The organism is Halobellus litoreus (assembly GCF_024464595.1).
Lineage (GTDB): Archaea > Halobacteriota > Halobacteria > Halobacteriales > Haloferacaceae > Haloquadratum > Haloquadratum litoreum.
The window spans coordinates 465,450-481,916 of sequence record NZ_JANHAW010000003.1 but is presented as its reverse complement, the minus strand read 5'-3'; the positions used below and the strand labels follow the sequence as shown (position 1 = coordinate 481,916).

At 63.6% G+C, this 16,467-nt stretch carries 16 protein-coding genes and 2 pseudogenes; 10 read left to right on the top strand and 8 right to left on the bottom strand.

Annotated elements, in window-relative coordinates:
• The first annotated feature begins 54 nt into the window (after positions 1-54).
• From NO360_RS16580 to lpdA, 3 genes are all read left to right on the top strand, one after another.
• A complete protein-coding gene (locus NO360_RS16580) occupies positions 55-462 on the top strand; it encodes a universal stress protein (RefSeq protein WP_256308971.1) in 408 nt (135 codons plus the stop codon).
• Between the two features lie 151 nt (positions 463-613).
• Positions 614-2,071, top strand: coding sequence for an aldehyde dehydrogenase family protein (locus tag NO360_RS16575; protein WP_256308970.1), 1,458 nt, complete (start codon positions 614-616; stop codon positions 2,069-2,071).
• 664 nt (positions 2,072-2,735) lie between these two features.
• Complete coding sequence (gene lpdA / locus NO360_RS16570; protein WP_256308969.1) at positions 2,736-4,151, top strand: dihydrolipoyl dehydrogenase; 1,416 nt, start codon at positions 2,736-2,738, stop codon at positions 4,149-4,151.
• 24 nt (positions 4,152-4,175) lie between these two features.
• Here the strand turns inward: lpdA and NO360_RS19125 are convergent.
• A pseudogene (locus tag NO360_RS19125) lies at positions 4,176-4,652 on the bottom strand (hypothetical protein).
• A 128-nt stretch (positions 4,653-4,780) separates the two neighbouring features.
• Between NO360_RS19125 and NO360_RS19120 the strand changes: the two are divergent.
• Positions 4,781-5,020, top strand: a pseudogene (locus NO360_RS19120) (hypothetical protein); the annotation flags it as partial.
• 22 nt (positions 5,021-5,042) lie between these two features.
• Positions 5,043-5,327 (top strand): translation initiation factor eIF-1A, encoded by a 285-nt coding sequence (eif1A, locus tag NO360_RS16560; RefSeq protein ID WP_103992336.1) that lies wholly within the window; start codon positions 5,043-5,045, stop codon positions 5,325-5,327.
• A gap of 9 nt (positions 5,328-5,336) precedes the next feature.
• Here the strand turns inward: eif1A and NO360_RS16555 are convergent, their stop codons facing one another.
• Together NO360_RS16555 and NO360_RS16550 are read right to left on the bottom strand one after the other, a co-directional pair.
• Entirely contained in the window at positions 5,337-5,705 is a 369-nt protein-coding gene (locus NO360_RS16555) for a DUF7475 family protein (protein ID WP_256308967.1), read from the bottom strand.
• Positions 5,706-5,731: 26 nt separating this feature from the next.
• Positions 5,732-6,853, bottom strand: coding sequence for a glycosyltransferase (locus NO360_RS16550; RefSeq protein WP_256308966.1), 1,122 nt, complete (start codon positions 6,851-6,853; stop codon positions 5,732-5,734).
• Positions 6,854-6,965: 112 nt separating this feature from the next.
• On the opposite strand from NO360_RS16550, the gene NO360_RS16545 reads away from it, so the two are divergent.
• Together NO360_RS16545 and NO360_RS16540 are read left to right on the top strand one after the other, a co-directional pair.
• Complete coding sequence (locus tag NO360_RS16545; RefSeq protein WP_256308965.1) at positions 6,966-8,981, top strand: aldo/keto reductase; 2,016 nt, start codon at positions 6,966-6,968, stop codon at positions 8,979-8,981.
• Positions 8,978-9,835, top strand: coding sequence for a CDP-alcohol phosphatidyltransferase family protein (locus NO360_RS16540; protein ID WP_256308964.1), 858 nt, complete (start codon positions 8,978-8,980; stop codon positions 9,833-9,835). Before NO360_RS16545 ends, NO360_RS16540 begins: the two co-directional genes overlap by 4 nt.
• A gap of 54 nt (positions 9,836-9,889) precedes the next feature.
• Here NO360_RS16540 and NO360_RS16535 read toward each other — a convergent pair whose 3' ends face one another.
• On the bottom strand, positions 9,890-10,798 hold the full coding sequence (locus tag NO360_RS16535) for an AEC family transporter (RefSeq protein WP_256308963.1): 909 nt from the start codon (positions 10,796-10,798) through the stop codon (positions 9,890-9,892).
• Positions 10,799-10,910: 112 nt separating this feature from the next.
• On the opposite strand from NO360_RS16535, the gene NO360_RS16530 reads away from it, so the two are divergent.
• Positions 10,911-11,387: a hypothetical protein gene (locus NO360_RS16530; RefSeq protein ID WP_256308962.1), complete on the top strand. Its 477-nt coding sequence runs from the start codon at positions 10,911-10,913 to the stop codon at positions 11,385-11,387.
• Between the two features lie 168 nt (positions 11,388-11,555).
• Positions 11,556-12,776 (top strand): iron-containing alcohol dehydrogenase family protein, encoded by a 1,221-nt coding sequence (locus tag NO360_RS16525; protein ID WP_256308961.1) that lies wholly within the window; start codon positions 11,556-11,558, stop codon positions 12,774-12,776.
• Positions 12,777-12,878: 102 nt separating this feature from the next.
• On the opposite strand, the gene NO360_RS16520 is transcribed toward NO360_RS16525, so the two are convergent.
• A complete protein-coding gene (locus NO360_RS16520) occupies positions 12,879-13,460 on the bottom strand; it encodes a hypothetical protein (RefSeq protein ID WP_256308960.1) in 582 nt (193 codons plus the stop codon).
• 124 nt (positions 13,461-13,584) lie between these two features.
• Between NO360_RS16520 and mobA the strand changes: the two genes are divergently transcribed.
• A complete protein-coding gene (gene mobA / locus NO360_RS16515; protein ID WP_256308959.1) occupies positions 13,585-14,199 on the top strand; it encodes a molybdenum cofactor guanylyltransferase in 615 nt (204 codons plus the stop codon).
• 21 nt (positions 14,200-14,220) lie between these two features.
• Here the strand turns inward: mobA and yqeC are convergent, their stop codons facing one another.
• From yqeC to epsC, 3 genes are all read right to left on the bottom strand, one after another.
• Complete coding sequence (yqeC, locus tag NO360_RS16510; RefSeq protein WP_256308958.1) at positions 14,221-14,979, bottom strand: selenium cofactor biosynthesis protein YqeC; 759 nt, start codon at positions 14,977-14,979, stop codon at positions 14,221-14,223.
• Between the two features lie 62 nt (positions 14,980-15,041).
• Positions 15,042-15,413, bottom strand: coding sequence for a CBS domain-containing protein (locus NO360_RS16505; protein ID WP_256308957.1), 372 nt, complete (start codon positions 15,411-15,413; stop codon positions 15,042-15,044).
• A 72-nt stretch (positions 15,414-15,485) separates the two neighbouring features.
• Complete coding sequence (gene epsC, locus NO360_RS16500; RefSeq protein WP_256308956.1) at positions 15,486-16,349, bottom strand: serine O-acetyltransferase EpsC; 864 nt, start codon at positions 16,347-16,349, stop codon at positions 15,486-15,488.
• Positions 16,350-16,467 lie beyond the last annotated feature (118 nt).

Here is a 16,467-nt window from a genome sequence, read left to right as displayed (position 1 = left end):
ACGGGTGGGCCTCTCCCGGTAGTTTATATAGTGGCAATCAGAACGGGGTGTGTGATGGCATATCGAATCTTGATTCCTGTTGGAGGCGAGAATAAACGGGCTGAAAAGCAAGCCGAGTACGTCACCCGACTTCCAAGCGCTGCAGAGGAACTCAGTGTGACTCTCGTTCACGCCTTGACAGGATCTGAGAAAGATGTTCCCGCACAGATGCAGCAGCCGGATCGATCGGAAGCAGTCAGAGCAGCGAAACGGGTGCTAGAAGATGCTGGCATTGACGTTAATACCCAGGGTGTAAGTTCTCCACCAGCTAAGGGAATCGTGTTACTCGCTGAGGAGGGTGATTTTGACGAGATCGTTTTATCAGGAAAAAAGCGCAGTCCGACGCAAAAAGCCATCTTAGGAAGTGTTACTCAGTCTGTCATTTTGGAAGCGGATATTCCGGTAACGGTCATCTCTGCCTGAAATACAGTCGAAACGTTTCACAAATTCGCGACCAATATACTTCGAGCAGCGGTTACGAGGAATTTGACGTTCCACATATTATTATCGTCGAACCACTTTCGAAAATTGTATTAAGGATCCGTAAGAGCAACCGAGTACAGCGGCTGGTAAAATGTTAACTGAAAACGTGTACATCAACGGTGAGTGGATCGAGACAGGTGACGAAATCGCCAGCCAGAACCCCGCGAATACTCAGGAAGTTGTTGCTCGGGTTTCCAAGGGAAACCGGGGGACTGCTAAGCAAGCGATTGACGCAAGCGTTGAGGCGCAGGACGAGTGGAAAAGTCTGACACAGCCAGAGCGTGGTTCCTACCTTCGAGATGCAGCCGAGGTAGTTGAGGAGCGGTTTGACGAAATCGTGGACCTCGTGGTCCGAGAACTCGGTAAAACAGAGGGTTCCGCTCGTGGAGAGGTACAGCGGACTGTTGACCTCTTGAATTATTATGCCGAGGTAGCTCGAGACAAAGGGGGTATTGCACCGCCCAGTGCGAGTCAGCAAACGCTTACATACACGAAACGGGAACCTTGGGGGACAGCAGGGGTAATCACTCCCTGGAACTTCCCAATCGCGATACCGACGTGGAAAATTGCTCCTGCTCTGGTTGCTGGAAATACTGTGGTTTTCAAGCCTGCCTCTCTGACTCCCGGCACCGCGGCCGCACTCGTCCAGGCATTTGATAAGGCCGACCTTCCAGCGGGCGTTCTCAATTTCGTTCCTGGAAGTGGGAGTGAGGTTGGTGACGAAATAGTCACCTCCGATTCGGTGGACGTCGTTTCGTTCACCGGTAGTTCCCGAGTCGGGAAGCACGTTTACGAATCTGCAGTCTCCGATGGAAAGCGTGTTCAGACGGAAATGGGTGGGAAAAATCCCATCATCGTCGATGAAACGGCGGACATCGAACACGCCGTACAACTAACTATTAGTGGTGCCTTTAGTGGAATTGCAGGGCAAGCGTGCACGGCGACGAGCCGCGCTATCGTATTTGAAGAGGTCTACGATGAGTACCTGGAGCAGCTAATTAAGAGTGTAGAGGACCTCACTGTCGCTAATCCTACGGAGTCAGATCCCAATCTAGGGCCGAAGGTGAGTCAGTCGGAGCTGGATAGTGACCTCGAATATATTGCGATCGGTGAGAACGAAGGAGCTACCCTGGCCGTTGGGGGGGATCAACTCACTGGCGGAGAGTATGAAGATGGGTTCTTTGTTGAGCCGACGGTGTTTACAGAGGTCGAACCGGATATGCGAATCGCGCAAGAGGAAATTTTCGGACCAGTTCTCGCTGTGCTATCGGTCTCCGGATTTGAGGAAGCGATTTCGGTGGCTAACGGAGTCGATTATGGTCTCACTGCATCCTTATGTACGAATGATCTAAGTCGTACCCAACGATTCACCCGAGATATTGAAACCGGTGTCGTGAAGGTAAACCAAACGTCAACCGGCGTTGGGATGCAGATGCCCTTCGGTGGCCGGAAACAGTCAAGCAGTGAGACATTCAAGGAGCAAGGGCGCCAGGCGTTGGAGTTCTTTTCCCACGAAAAAGCGGTCTACGTCACGCATCTCGAGGACTGACTTGACGCGGCGGGATACCTTCTCCCGGCAGTCAGAAGTGGTGTAGAAGTCTGACCGGAAATTAACACCGTGGCACCCCGCACTTACGAAATCTCACGAGCCAACATAACGGAATATACATATCACATGTCACTGATATCTGTTGCATCACCAGGGGGGAGTTCAGCATCGGTAACGCACAAAGTGACCACCTAGTTTGGTCTGAGCGTTCTGGGCTGGCTCAACGAAGCCCGTAGTGCGGACGCCGCCGACCGGCCTACAGAGCGGGCCCCACGAGATAGTAACCAACCGAACGTCCCATTCCGCGTCGTGGCCGTCACTATCGCTTTCTCGGGCAAGCGATAGCGTGACTCCACATCGGACCAGTCCAAGTAGTAGTACCGAACTTCGCGTGGGTTTCGATAAACAGCGCGTCGGTGGCACGGCCGTGATAGCCACTTTCTTCGTCGTCATACATCCGTTGAGGTATGTGGACTCGTATCGACGAGGACACTCGACGATCCTACTGCGACGGTCGAGTCCTCTGACAAGCCGGGACAACGAGGGGACTAACCTTTACGATAGTTCCCGCTGTCGCCTCAGCATACGTAGTTGGAAAACCTCAGATTGTGGCGGAAGAGACCAAACCCTTCAATTTAATACACAATGTCGAATGGCGCTACGTATGTCTGATGCTGGCATACCAAATTCGACTGACGTGCTAGTGATTGGTGGGGGTTCTGGCGGATATGTTGCTGCTATCCGGGCAGGACAGTTGGATATGGATGTTACACTGGTTGAGAAAGACGCTTTCGGCGGGACCTGCTTAAATTATGGCTGCATCCCATCAAAGGCATTGATTACTGCTTCCAACCTCGCATTCGAAGCGGGGAATGCGGAACGGATGGGAATTTACGGGGATTTTCAAGTTGATCTTTCGGAAATGGTGGACTGGAAAGAGGGAATTGTCTCAAATCTAACCAATGGTGTCGAAGGTCTGTGCCGGACGAACGGGGTCCAATTAGTGAACGGTGAAGCAAAGTTAGTCGATGAACACTCTGCCGTTGTACGGTCCGAAGGCGAAAAAGAACCCATCGAGTTTCAAGATGCGATCATCGCGACAGGGAGTCGTCCGGTAGAGATTCCGGGCTTTTCGTACAGCGATGGACCGATTCTCAACTCCAAACAAGCTCTCGCGCTTGAGTCGCTACCAGAGAAGTTAGCGATTATCGGTGCGGGATATATCGGGATAGAGATGGCGGGCGTGTTCGCAAAGCTTGGGAGCGACGTCACTGTCGTAGAAATGTTGGATTCGATAATACCGATGTACGCTGATGACCTAGTCGCTCCCGTTAGGGAACGCGCCGAAGATCTCGGCATCAATTTCCGATTTGGCGAGATGGCCAGTGAATGGGAATTGGCGGGGGACCGGGTCACTCTCAAAACGGAAACCGAGGATGGTGAAGAACGTACGCTTGCAGCTGATAAAGTACTCGTCGCAGTAGGTCGTGAACCGGTCACGGACACGGTCGGAGTGCAAGACATCAGTATCTCGGTGACGGAAAACGGCTTCATCGACACTAACGAGAGATGCCAAACTAACTACAATAATATCTATGCTGTCGGAGATACTGCGGGTGAACCTCTATTAGCACATAAGGCAAGTATGGAGGGAAAAACGGCTGCGGAGGTCATCGCGGGTGAGCCTGCTGCAGTTGACTATCAAACGATTCCGGCAGTGGTTTTCACAGAGCCAGAGATCGCACAGGTGGGATGGACACCGGAGCGCGCCCAGTCGAGCAACATCGAGTTTATAACAGGTGAGTTCCCGTTCAGTGCCTCTGGAAGGGCCCTTACAACAGGAACGTCTGAGGGGTTCGTCCGATTAATCGCAGATGAGGAAACCGGAATGCTTCTGGGTGGTCAGCTAGTTGGACCGGAAGCTTCTGAATTAGTTGGAGAGGTCGGTCTAGCTATTGAAATGGGAGCAACAATCGACGATGTTTCGGCGACAATTCACACCCATCCTACCTTGTCCGAAGCCGTAATGGAAGCGGCTGAAAACGCGTCTGGGCGTGCAATCCATACAACAAATAATTAGTAAGTTTCCAAAAGTAACTGTCTACTAATGTTTTTTAGCTGTCGCTCGGTCGCTCGGCGCTTGATGCAGTCGGTGAAAGTTACACCACTTGGCGAACTGTGCAAGGCAGTGGGCGACGATTGCCCTACTGTTATCACACGAGTGATGGAAGAATTCAATCCGTATTTTGCCGATGTGAAACTTAGTCGCTGTATCGGTGCCTCATCGTTCATAGTGATCGGTACCGAGCAGCAACTTTGAGTCGATCTTTATTGCAATGCATTTCCAAGACAACTCGCCGCTAAATCGGACCAGGGTCTCGTTAACGACTTCGGATCTGGAACGCTGTCAGCCAGCCGATGTACCGACCTGCATCTCCTGCTGAGATCGTTATACGCCCGATTCAGCAAGAACCGCTGCTGTTTCGCTGAGCGAACATCCGGTCGCGTGGCGTCGGACGGTGAACGTCCTGACGGGCGTGACCGTCTGCTTAATTGCTCGATATTTATATAATACTAGTATTACTAATTTTGTTTATATTAATGTTTCGTCGGCACTGTCTAGTTAAACCAGTTTGAGAAGCGAGCAGGACGCTCCGGGTGGCGTTGTAGATCTATGTCAGGACGAACGCGACTCCGACGATGTTCAAGAATGGTGCGGTGAACATTCGCAGAAAGATAACTCAGAACCCTCCGACAGAGGACTCGGGGCGTTTCGCACCGAGCGAACAGGCGAGTTCCAAACCGTCAGATCCCAACTGCGGTCGGGATTCCTCCGCGTTCACGCGGAGGAGGATGTCAATGCTTCGACCGTCACTGCGATGGACTGCACGCGGCCACAGCCGTGTGAACGGATCGCACGACCGCGTGAGGGGAACCGGCCATTTATGAGCCCTGCCGACGTATTACCGTTGTGACTGAAGAATCAGGGCGTCGGAACCTACGGATGCCCCACGGTGACGAGCTGTTCGCGGTTGTGACCGAACACAACGGCGGCAACCACGTTCGCGTTCGATGTGCAGACGGCAAGAACCGGATGGGCCGGATCCCCGGCCGGATGAAGTACCGAACCTGGATCAACGAGGGCGACGTGGTCCTCGTCGAGCCGTGGGACTGGCAGGACGAGAAGGCGAACATCGAGTGGCGGTACTCCGAGCAGGACGCCGAGCAACTGCGCGAAGAAGGCCACATCGAGTAGTTTTCGCCGTTAGGCCGACTGCCGATACAGCGCGATCAGGACGGCGATCAACAGCACTTGTACGACTTTGTCTGCGATCCCCGGCGGGCCGAAGTCGGGGGCGTTGACGAGGTACCACATTACGACCTGTCCGGCCGTGAAGGGGATCCCGAGGAGATACATCAGCCGGCGGCGGTAATCGACCAGCACGGCGGCGACGCCGGCGAAAAACCCCACCGTGGCCACGAGGAACGCGATTCCGATGGGGCTCGGAGCGAAGCTCACGCCGAGCCACAGGTGGATGAGTCCGGTTATCGCTGCCAACCCGATCCCCGCCCAGTGGAGGCCGGTCAGCGTCTCCGTCCGGAGCGCGATTCCGTCCGAGGTCTGGGTAGCCATACGTTGACAATCGACGTATATCGTCTTTAATGTAGGGCCCGAGCGACTGTCCGACGGATCGCCTCGCGGAACCGCCCGCTGTCGAATCGATCCGCCGATTGCGAGGGCTGCTCCCCGGTTTCGACCGCGTGGGCGAGCCGCTCGACTGCCTCTTCGACCGACGCGAACAGTCGGTCGTCGCGCCCGTCGAGAATCTCTCGCTGCCCACCGCTGTCGGGAGCGAACGCGATCATCCCCGCAGCGACGTACTCCGCGACCGACATCCCGAAGTGTTCCTCGGGTTTGAGGTTCAGGCCGTACCTGTGTGTGCCGAGCAGGGTCTCGATCCGGTCCCGCGGGACGTCTCGTTCGACGGCGACGTACGCTCGCTCGCTCGCCGCCGCCTCGACGCGTTCGACGTACTGACGATACGCTCTCGGCGCTGCACCGACGATGTGGAGGTGCACGTCGTGGCCGCGCTCGCGGACGCCGTCGACCACCCGAATGGCGTCGAGCACCCGCTTGTCGGGCGCGATTCGCCCGACGACGACGACGCCGTCTTCCCGCTCCTCCCACTGCCACCGGCCGTCGATCGGATCGACAGGCGGGTGGAGTACCGCCGGTCGGATCCCGTAGACACGCTCGACGACGTCGGCCGTCCATTCAGAGTTCGCGAGTGTTGTGAGCGAGTCGCTGGCGATCTCCGCTCGGTTCGGCCCGGCGAGACGGCTCCAGAGACGATTCAACGCGTCCGAGGAGTCGTCCGCGAGCCGTCTCGCGTGAAACTGCGGGTAGTGCACGTACTGGACCGACGGGAGCGAGAACGCGAACTCGTTCGCGGTGCTCACCACGAGGTCGAACGCCTCGGCGTCCCGCTCGAAGAGCCGATGGACCAGAACGCTCCGCAGCGGCAACTGCGGGCCGACGAACGGGGCCGCAGCGGAGAGCGTTCGGGACGCGGTCCCGCCACCGGTCGGCCTCCGGACGTTCAGCCTCTCACGTGCGAGCTCGACGTCGAACCGCTCGGCGAGGGCTCCGGGATCGGTTTCCGAGAGGGTGTACAGCGTGACGTCGTGTTCGCCTTGGAGCGCCGCACAGACGGAGAGACAGACGATGTCGGCACCGCCCTGGAAGTCCAGCGTGTTGTGGACGACGGCCACCCGTGCCATACCGACCATTCGACGCGCCCTGTGATTACTCCGTTGGCCCGACCCCGCCGAGGCACTCGTAGACCCCGCTCCTGCCAGCGCGTTTTTTATCCCCGCGGGCGAACCGCCACCGATGAAGTGCGCGTTCGTCGGCGCGGGCGCCGTCGCCGAGAAGTACGCCTCGGGGCTGGAGGATTCCGAGCTCCGGCTGACGGCCGTCTGCGACCTCGACGTCGACCGGGCGGAGCGCCTGGCGGCGGATCACGGCGCGACGGCGTACTCGGATCTCGATACCCTGTTCGACGCCGAGTCAGCGCCCCTGATCGTGAATCTCACGAGCCACGCGGCTCACGCGGACGTCACGAGCGCCTGTCTCGAGGCGGACCGTCACGTCTTCAGCGAGAAACCGATCGCACTCGACGCCGATCGCGCCCTGGCGCTCGTCGAAACCGCCGCGGGGCGAGGGCTCGCCCTCGGCTGCGCGCCCATAAACCACCGGTGTGACGCGCAGCGGCACGCCCGCTCGTTTCTCGACGACGGCCGCTTCGGTCCGATCCGATTGGGGTACGCACACGCTCACGTGGGTCGCGTGACCGAGTGGCACGACGATCCCGGCTCCTTCCTCGACGTGGGGCCGCTGTACGACGGCGCGGTGTATCCCCTGTCGCTCTTGGTCTCCTGCTTCGGTCCCGTCGAGACGGTCAGAAGCGCCGACGCGCTCGACGTCTGGCCCGATCGGGAGGACCGAGCACCCGGGCGGCCGGCACACGTCGAAGCGACGGTCGAGTTCGCGTCGGGACCGATCGTGCGGCTCACCGCGAGCCTCTATGCCCCTCACCGATCGCGGGAGTTCAACAGCCTCGAACTCCACGGCGACGACGGCTCGCTGTACCTCGCCGACAGCGGCGCGCTCGCGGCCGAACGCGACACCGTCTCCGTCGGCGGTGCGGGCCGACCGTACGTTGCGGCACCTCATCCGCAGCCCCGGCGAGAGCGCCGCTACCTCGCCGGCCCGGAGCGACTCGCGTCGGCGGTGGCGGACGGGCGAATCCCCATCCGGAGCGCTCGCCGCGCGGCGCACGTCGTCGCCGTCTGCAACGCCGTCGAACGGGCCGCCGCCGACGGTACGACTGTTCCCGTCCCGGACGCGGAGACGGATGGGTTAGACGCATCCGACCTTCGACCTTCCTCGATTCGCCCGTCGTATCGGGACGCGACCGTTCGGCGGACGGCCGAAACCGCAGACCGGATCGGACCGCCCGTCCGCGACGCCGCGATTCGGCTCCCGCGGGTCGGATTCGGCTGTTCGCGGTACCGCGACGGCGAGTACGTCGATCGAATCGACTCGATCGCGACCGCGCTGGACGCCGGCTACCGGCTGTTCGACTCGGCCGAACTGTACGGCAACGAGACGCGGATCGGCGACCTGCTCGACGCGCCGGGATCGCCCGACAGAGAAGGGCTGTTCCTGATCGGCAAGGTCTGGAACACGAACCACGAACACGTCTCGGAAGCGTGTCGCGGGAGCCTCGACGAACTCGGGATCGACGCCTTCGACTCGTACCTGCTCCACTGGCCCGAGGCGTGGGCCCACCAGGGGCCGCTCTCGGATCTTGCGTCGAAACCGGTGGCCGAACGGGAGGCCCTGACGTTTCCGACCGACGCCGACGGAAATCCCGAGACCGTGGACGTCCCGCTCGAAGCGACCTGGCAGCGGCTCGAACGGCTGCACGAGCGGGGGCTCACGCGGACGCTCGGCGTCTGCAACGTGTCGCTTCCCCAGCTTGAGCGGATCGTCGACGCGGCGCGGGTTCCCCCGGCGATCGTCCAGGTCGAATCGCACCCGTATCTGCCGCGGACGGACCTGATCGAGTGGTGTCACGCGCGCGGGATCCGCGTCGTCGCGCACTCGCCGCTGTCGGCACCGGGCCTCCTCGACGAACCGCCCCTTCGCGAGGTCGCCGACGACCACGGCGTCTCCCCCGCGGTCGTCGCCCTCGCGTTCCACGTCGACCGCGGCGTGGTACCGATTCCCGCCAGCAACGACTCCGAACACGTCGTTTCGAACCTCGCGGCCGCCCGACTGCGGCTGACCGCCGCCGACCGCGAGCGACTCGCGACGCTCGAAGATCCGGGGTTCGAACGGTGACCGCGGTTCGGACCGTCCCCTCGACGCTCCGCCGGGAGTGGGCAACCGTGTCGGTGGCCGTCTCGGTGCTCCTCGTCGGCGGCGCGGCGCTGCTGTCGTATGTCGTGACCGGTGGTATCCCCCTCGTAGACACCGGCCTCTCCGGCACCTGGACGCCAGGAGTGGGGACCCGGTGGTTCCTCCCCGCCGCGACCGTCGCGGCCTTCGAGCTGTGGTTCTGCTTCCGATACCTCGGCGCGAACCGACCGGACGGGTCCGGAAACCGGGCCGCGGCCGACGCCACGGACCGTCCCGTGTCCGTCTACGAGTCGCTCGGCGTTCCAAACCTCGTGACGCTGAGTCGCGGGGGCCTCTTCGCCGCCCTAGCGGGGTTCGGCGCGCTCGCGCCGCGCGCCGAAATCGCCTGGCTGCCGGCGCTCCTCTACGGTGGGGGGTGCGCGCTGGATTTCGTCGACGGGTTCCTCGCCCGTCGGACCGGCCGCCGGACCGTCCTCGGGGCGAAACTGGACCTCGCCTTCGACACGACCGGCTTCCTCGTCGCGCCCGTCGTCGCGGTGCTGTGGGGGCAACTGCCGGTCTGGTACCTGTCGCTGTCGGCCGCGCGCTACCTGTTCAAACTCGGGCGCGGGGTCCGTCGCCGTCGCGGCCGTTCCGTCTCCGACCTGCCGGACAGCGTCGTTCGTCGCCCGCTCGCGGGCCTCCAGATGGTGTTCATCACACTCGCGCTCACGCCGCTTCTCTCGCCGGCGACGGCCCGCCCGCTCGCGGCCGTGGTGCTGGCCCCGTCGCTGGCCGTCTTCGTTCGCGATTACGCCGTCGTCGCGGGGTGGCGCTCTGGGAGGACGTCGGACTGAGGCCGCGCCCGAACCCGCTTCCGATCGGCCACACACGCTCCGCACCAGTTCCGCTCACCCGACCGCACGGATGAGCACGAACAGCGTTCCGACCGACACGAGCGTGGTGAGAAACACGTTCAGCGACGCGAACTCCTCGTCCCCGCCGAGTTCGTTCGCGAACACGTACGTCGACACCGCCGTCGGCGTTCCGAGCATCACGATCGCGGCCGTGAATGTCGCGGCGTCCACGCCGAGCAGCGAGAAGGCGGCCCAGGCCAGCACCGGCATAACCGCGATTTTCGTCGCGACGACGGCCCCACTCGCGCCGATGTCGACGTTCGGTCGATCGATCTGGAGCGACGCGCCGACGCAAAGCAGCGCGATCGGTAGCGCCAGCGCCCCGAGGACGTCGAGCCCCGCAGTCACCGGCCCGGGAACCGACAGTCCGAGCGATCCGACCGTCAGTCCGACGACGAGGATCACGAGAACGGGGTTGCGGGCGAGTCTGCCCAACTCCCTCGCGACCGAGGCGTCCGCCTCGTTGATCGCGCTGAGGACGACGATCGTGAGCGGCACCTGCGTCAGCGACGCCACGCCGAGGACGACGCTCGCGATCGCAGTTACGCGGGCGTCGAACGTGGCTGCGACGAGCGGCAGTCCGAGGTATCCCAGGTTGGAGTGGTACGACTGGATGATGGCGACGCTCTGCCGGCCGCGACGGTCCTGTCGGCGATGGACGAGCCACGCGATGCCCGCGGTGGTAAAGACCACCGCCAGCACCCCCACGAACAGGTCCGCCGTCAGTAGTTCGCCGACCGCCCGGTCGTACGTCGAGACGAAGACGAGCGCCGGGAGGGCGACGTAGTACGCGAGCGCGTTGAGCCGCTGGGTCCTTCCCGCGTCGAGCACGCCAGAGAACCGCAGTCCGGTCCCGACCGAGAGCAGCGCGAGCAGTCCGAGCAGCCGGCCGAGGACCTCCATACCTCCCGCGAGTCGATACGACGACTTACGCTGTTCGACTCGCGATTCTCGATCTCCGGCGGCGAAGCGTCCGCGGTGATGTTTTATTTTGGGCCGTTCCGAAGTCCGCTTCGTGTCCGACCGAGCCCACGATCTGATCGAACGGTACGATATCGATTCGGAACTGATCGAGGCGTTGCTGTGGCGGTACGGAGCCGACGTCGACGCCCCGGACCCGGAGTCGCTCGACGACGCCAGAGCCCGAGTGTACGAGTTTCTCGACGAGGGGGACCCGTCGATCCGGTCCGCCGCCGATCACTTCTATCAGTTCGCCAACCACCCGGAGTACGGCACCCGCCCGGACGCTCCGGCGACCGAACCCGATTTCGAGATCGCACTCGATGGGCTCGTCGACGCGGGACTGGTCGCCCGAAGCGAAGAGGAGCGCCCCCGGTACTCGGCGTCGTTTCACGACCTGCTCGTCGAACTCGGCCCGACGTTCACCGCCGAGGATATCGACGCGCTCTGCAGGAACACGGGAACGGACAAACGAGCCGTCTACCACAGCATTCTGGACTCGCTCGAACTCGACCTCGACCTCGGACGATGATCGGCGGCGACGCCGCCGACCCGATCCGGGAGGCGTTCGACGACGCGATCGCCAGGCTCGAAGCGGTCGACGACGACCGGGGATAGCGATCGCTGCCGGGGTCGGCGTAGCGGTCGAAACGCGCAGAACCGGGGTAAAACTTTCCCCCGCCGCGCCGTGGTCCGGGGTATGACCCGGACCCAGGGATTCACCTTCGACTTCCGCCCCGGAACGATCGTCGTCGGTGCCGGCTGTCTCGACCGCCTCGGCGACGAACTCGACCGACGCGGACGTGAGCGGGCGCTGCTCGTCGGCGGCCGGACCGCGGGCACGACGCCGGCGGTCGTCGACCCGATCCGCGAGGGACTCGGCGACCGGCTCGTCGCGGAGTTCCCGGAGACGACGCCCGCGAAGACGCTCGGCACCGCGCTCGACGGCCTCCGACTGGCCCGCGACCGCGACGTCGACGTCGTCGTCGCCGTCGGCGGCGGCAGCACGTTGGACACGACGAAGACCCTCGCGGCGCTCTCCTCGCACGAGGACAGCGAGTCGGTCGCCGAGCGCGCCGTCGAGACCGGCGAGTTGCCCGTCGCGGCCGACGGCGATCCGCTCCCGATCGTCGCCGTCCCGACGACGCTGGCTGGCGCGGACCTCTCGGATATCGCGGGGGTGACGCTCACCCTCGACGGCGACGTCTCGGCCGACGCGAGCCACGAAACCGGCGGCGTCGGTGATCCCCGGCTGATGCCCGAGGCGCTGTTCTACGACGGCGACCTGTACCGGACGACGCCGACCTCTGTCCTCGCCGCCTCCGCGATGAACGGCTTCGATAAGGGAATCGAGATGCTGTACTCGCCGCACGCGACGCCCGTCACCGACGGGACCGCCGCTCGCGGTCTGCGCCTCCTCCAGTCGGGGCTGCGAACGATTCGGGCGGAGCCGATGGACGCGGACCGACTCGCGGACGTCCTGGGTGGAATCGTGAACGTCCAGTACGGGCTCGCCGGGGTGGACGGCTACCGCGCCTCGATCATCCACGCGTTCGGCCACGGCTTCTCGCACGGGCACGACGTTCACCAGGGAACGATCCACGGCGTCCTCGCACCTCAGGTTCTCCGGTACGTCTTCGATTCGGTCGACGGGAGGCGGGACCTGCTCGGAGAGGCACTGGGCGTCGACGTCGCGGGGCTCTCCGACACCGCCGTCGCGGCGGGCGTCGTCGACGCCGTCGCGGCCGTCCGCGACGACCTCGGACTGCCCAACCGACTCCGCGACGTCGAGGGCGTCGAACAGGAGCACTTCCCCGAGGTCGCCGCGATCGTGGCCGATGACGACCTGCTCGACGTCGCGCCCGACGGCCTCGATCCGACGGTCGGAGAGATCGTCGGGATTCTCGAACGCGCGTGGTGAACGACCCCCGCCCCGACTGAGTCCGCTCTCGAGTTCGTCAGATTCCCTTTCGAGGGCAGCCGGTCGAGAAACGAATGCTCTCCCCACGCCCAGATATCAATCTTATGTCGATATATCTACTTCGCTGAGCGCCGCCGCGAGCCGGGAGCCTTCGGGGACGGCCGACTCGAACGCCGCGGAGCCGATCCCCGCCTCGCCGTTCACCGAGAGGAATCCGAGCCCACCGGCCGCCGCGTCGTCGAGGTTAGCCAGGAACGCGATCTTCCGGGTCGCCGGGACGCCGTCGACGGTCAGGTCCGCGTCGACCGATCCGTAGAGCCGGCGGTGCTCGTGCACGTGTTCGACGCAGCGAGCCGTCGGGGCGAAGAGCAACAGCAGGTACAGCCCCGGCCCCTCCCGACCGAGGCGCTTCCGGAGGCTGTGCTCGTCGTCGCGGTAGAAGTACCGCTCCATTCGCCGGTACTGCCTGAGGATCTCGTTGGCTCCACCGGCCATTCTCACGGCCGGATCCGCTTTCAACTCGACGAGATACTCGGTCCGCTCGGGCGGTTTCGTCCGGACGTAGAGATCGACGCTTCCCCGGTTGCCGTAGTGGTCGTACGGCTCTTCGAGGCCGATTTCGGGGTCCTCGAACGCGGTCTCGAAGTGCTCGACCGCCGCCGTCGCCAGTTCGTCCTCCCGCATCGGTTCGAGTGACTGGCCGGCGGGATATAGGCGCTCCGCTCCGTGCGATCGCACCGATCGCTTCGATCCGTTCCTCTTCGCCGGCCCTCGTCACGTTCTTGATCCTCGTTCGCCTAGGGGGCGTATGCGCGCAGCACTCGTCCTGGCCGGCGGCCGCTCGACCCGATTCGGCGACCGGGACAAGGCCGTCGCGGATCTCGACGGCACGCCGATGATCCGCCGCGTCGTCGACCGCCTCGCCCCCGTCGTCGACGAGGTTGTCATCAACTGTCGTGACGACCAGGTCGACGCCATCGACGACGCCTTTTCGGACGCCCCGTTCGATCCCGAGTTCGCGATCGACCGAGACCCCGACGAGGGACCGATGGCCGGCATCGCTCGCGGCCTAGAGGCCGTCTCCGCGGCGTACGCCGTCGTCGTCGCCTGCGATATGCCGTTCGTCGATCCCCGAGTCGTCCAGTACCTCTTCGAGCGCGCGGAGGGCGCCGACGCGGCGATCCCACGTCCCGACGAGTGGTTCCAGACGACGCAGGCGGTCTACCGGACCGAGGCGATGGCGCCGGCCTGTCGACGCGCCCTCGACCGCGGCGACGACCGCATCGTCGCGCCGCTCGCGGACCTCGACGAGGTCGTCGTCGACGCCGACGAGATCGAGGCAGTCGGATCGCTGGAGACCTTCGAGAACGTCAATACGCCCGAGGAGTTCGAGACGGCGAAAGCGCGGATCCAAGCGGAGTGAGGCGTCCGAGTTTCGCCGCGCTCACACGACGTCGACGACCGGGTCGTCCGCGCGCATCTCGGCGAGCACGACCCGCGGGACGTCCGCTCGGTCGTGGATCTCCCGTGCGACCTCCCGGGCCGTCGCTTCCAGGTCCGGGTCGTCGACCATATTGAGCAGCGGGATCGGCATCGCGTCCGCGGGGACGTCCTTGAGACCGCCGCGGTCGCTCGCGAGCACCGCGGCGACGTCCGCCGCCCGGATCGTCTCACCGGGTTCCAGCCCGGTGAGTTTGCACACTTCGTCGACCCGATGTACGATCGACTCCGAGAGCGGTTCGCCCACGACTTGAACGCTCGCGATCGACACCACCGTGTCCGCTGTTCTCGGGACCTGCGGCTCCTCGTCGGCCGGCGCTTTGAACCGCCGCATCCGCGCGCCGTCGGCCTTCACGAGGACCGGCACGTCGAGTTCGCCGAGCGCGTCGACGACCGACGTGTCGTAGCCGCGATACCGGTCGTCGCGCTCCCGTTCGGGGACGAGGCCGAGCGGCCACATCCCGGCCGCCGGGCCGCCCGATTGGCTTCCATCGGCCGCCAACCGCTCGCGGGCGACGCCGACGGGGTCGTCGGTGACGACGACCCGTTCGACCCAGTCGTCGAAGATCGGAATTCGGACCGTCGCGGTCACGACCGCCCGGTCCAGTCGCGCCGCGAGCGCCGCGAGTGTCGTCTTCTTCCCGCCGGCGCCGACGACGCAGGTCGTCCCGGTCTCGGCGTTCAGTGCGCTAACGAGGTTCATACCGTCGAGACGGGCGCGGGGCAGTTCAATCGCACGTTTCTCTCTCGGTGTCCACCTCCCGTTCAGGTGTGTTGTGCCGTGATGTCGGTCGAAGAGACCATCCCGACGAGGTCGTCGTCGACGACCGGGAGGTGGCTGATGCCGAAGTTCTCCATCATCGCTGCCGCCTCGGTGAGTCGCAGGTCCGGCGGGACCGTCTCGACGGACTCCGTCATCACGTCGGCGACGGTGGCCGCCGCCGGGTCGCGCTCGGCGGCGACCGCATCGAGCACGTCCGTACTGGTGACGATCGCGAGTTCGGTCGTCGGGACGAGGAGGGCGTTGACACTCTCCTTCCTCATCCGCGTCGCCGCTTCGACGAGCGTCGCGTCCGGGCTGATCGTCACGAGCGGTTTCGACATCACGTCTCTCACAAGGGTCTGTGCGGTAGACATAACCGGACCGATGCGGTCGAGGGGCTTCGGTTTTTCGTCCTCGGTTCCGGCGGCGGAATTCCGCCCTGTCGGTCAATCGTAGCGCTTGCGCTCCTGCGTCGGGTGATTTTTGATGAATACTTTCGTGTGATCGGGGACGTCTTCGGTGATCCAGGAGTTCGCCCCGATGCTCACGTGGTCGCCGACCGTCACCGACCCGAGGACCTTCGTCCCGGCGCCGATGACGACGTGGTCACCGATGTCCGGGTGACGCTTGTATCCCTTCTTCAGCGCGTGCTCGTCGCCCTCCTCCTCCTCGAAGTGGAGCGCGCCCAACGTCACGTCCTGGTACAGCCGCACCCACTCCCCGACGGTCGCCGTCTCCCCGATGACGACGCTCGTGCCGTGATCGATGAAGAAGTGGTCGCCGATTTCGGCACCGGGGTGGATGTCGATGCCGGTTTGGGTCTTCGCGTACTCGGTGAGCTCCCGGGCGTACTCGGCCGCGCCGATGTCGTAGAGCACGTGGGCGACGCGTTGGACCGCGATCGCCAGGAACCCGGGGTACGATCGGATGATCTCCATGTACGTCTTCGCCGCCGGATCGCCCTTGTACGCGGCCTCGACATCGAGTTTGAGGCGCTCTCGAATCCGGGGGAGGCTGTCGAGCACCGCCGCCACCATCTCGTCGGGGCGACCGTCCGAGTACGGGCAGATGCCGGCCTTGAACAGGCTCCCGAGTTCGTCGAGCCGATCCAGCACGGCCAGTTCGTCGCGGACGAGTTCCGGCGCGTTCCAACACGTCGGGAAGAACAGTTCCTGGAGGATCGCCACCTCCTCGCGGCGGTGATCCCGATCCGGGAAGCACGCCGTCACACTCGTCGGAAACGGCTCCGCGTCGTCGTGATACGAGGCGAACAGTCGTTCGTGGGCGTCGCCGGCGTACCGATATTCCATACGCTGCGTTAGCCCCAGACCCGTATTATTGTAGCGTTTGCAGGGATTCTCTCGCCCTGTTCTCGCTCACCGGGGGGTGAGGCCCCCGTTCGACGCGGGCGCCCGGGCTGATCCCCGC

Coding starts and splice junctions, on each gene's coding strand:
- NO360_RS16580 (WP_256308971.1), top strand. CDS start 55: ATGGCATATCGAATCTTGATTCCTGTTGGAGGCGAGAATAAACGGGCT.
- NO360_RS16575 (WP_256308970.1), top strand. CDS start 614: ATGTTAACTGAAAACGTGTACATCAACGGTGAGTGGATCGAGACAGGT.
- lpdA (WP_256308969.1), top strand. CDS start 2,736: ATGTCTGATGCTGGCATACCAAATTCGACTGACGTGCTAGTGATTGGT.
- NO360_RS16555 (WP_256308967.1), bottom strand. CDS start 5,705: ATGGCTACCCAGACCTCGGACGGAATCGCGCTCCGGACGGAGACGCTG.
- NO360_RS16550 (WP_256308966.1), bottom strand. CDS start 6,853: ATGGCACGGGTGGCCGTCGTCCACAACACGCTGGACTTCCAGGGCGGT.
- NO360_RS16545 (WP_256308965.1), top strand. CDS start 6,966: ATGAAGTGCGCGTTCGTCGGCGCGGGCGCCGTCGCCGAGAAGTACGCC.
- NO360_RS16535 (WP_256308963.1), bottom strand. CDS start 10,798: ATGGAGGTCCTCGGCCGGCTGCTCGGACTGCTCGCGCTGCTCTCGGTC.
- NO360_RS16525 (WP_256308961.1), top strand. CDS start 11,556: ATGACCCGGACCCAGGGATTCACCTTCGACTTCCGCCCCGGAACGATC.
- NO360_RS16520 (WP_256308960.1), bottom strand. CDS start 13,460: ATGCGGGAGGACGAACTGGCGACGGCGGCGGTCGAGCACTTCGAGACC.
- mobA (WP_256308959.1), top strand. CDS start 13,585: ATGCGCGCAGCACTCGTCCTGGCCGGCGGCCGCTCGACCCGATTCGGC.
- yqeC (WP_256308958.1), bottom strand. CDS start 14,979: ATGAACCTCGTTAGCGCACTGAACGCCGAGACCGGGACGACCTGCGTC.
- NO360_RS16505 (WP_256308957.1), bottom strand. CDS start 15,413: ATGTCTACCGCACAGACCCTTGTGAGAGACGTGATGTCGAAACCGCTC.
- epsC (WP_256308956.1), bottom strand. CDS start 16,349: ATGGAATATCGGTACGCCGGCGACGCCCACGAACGACTGTTCGCCTCG.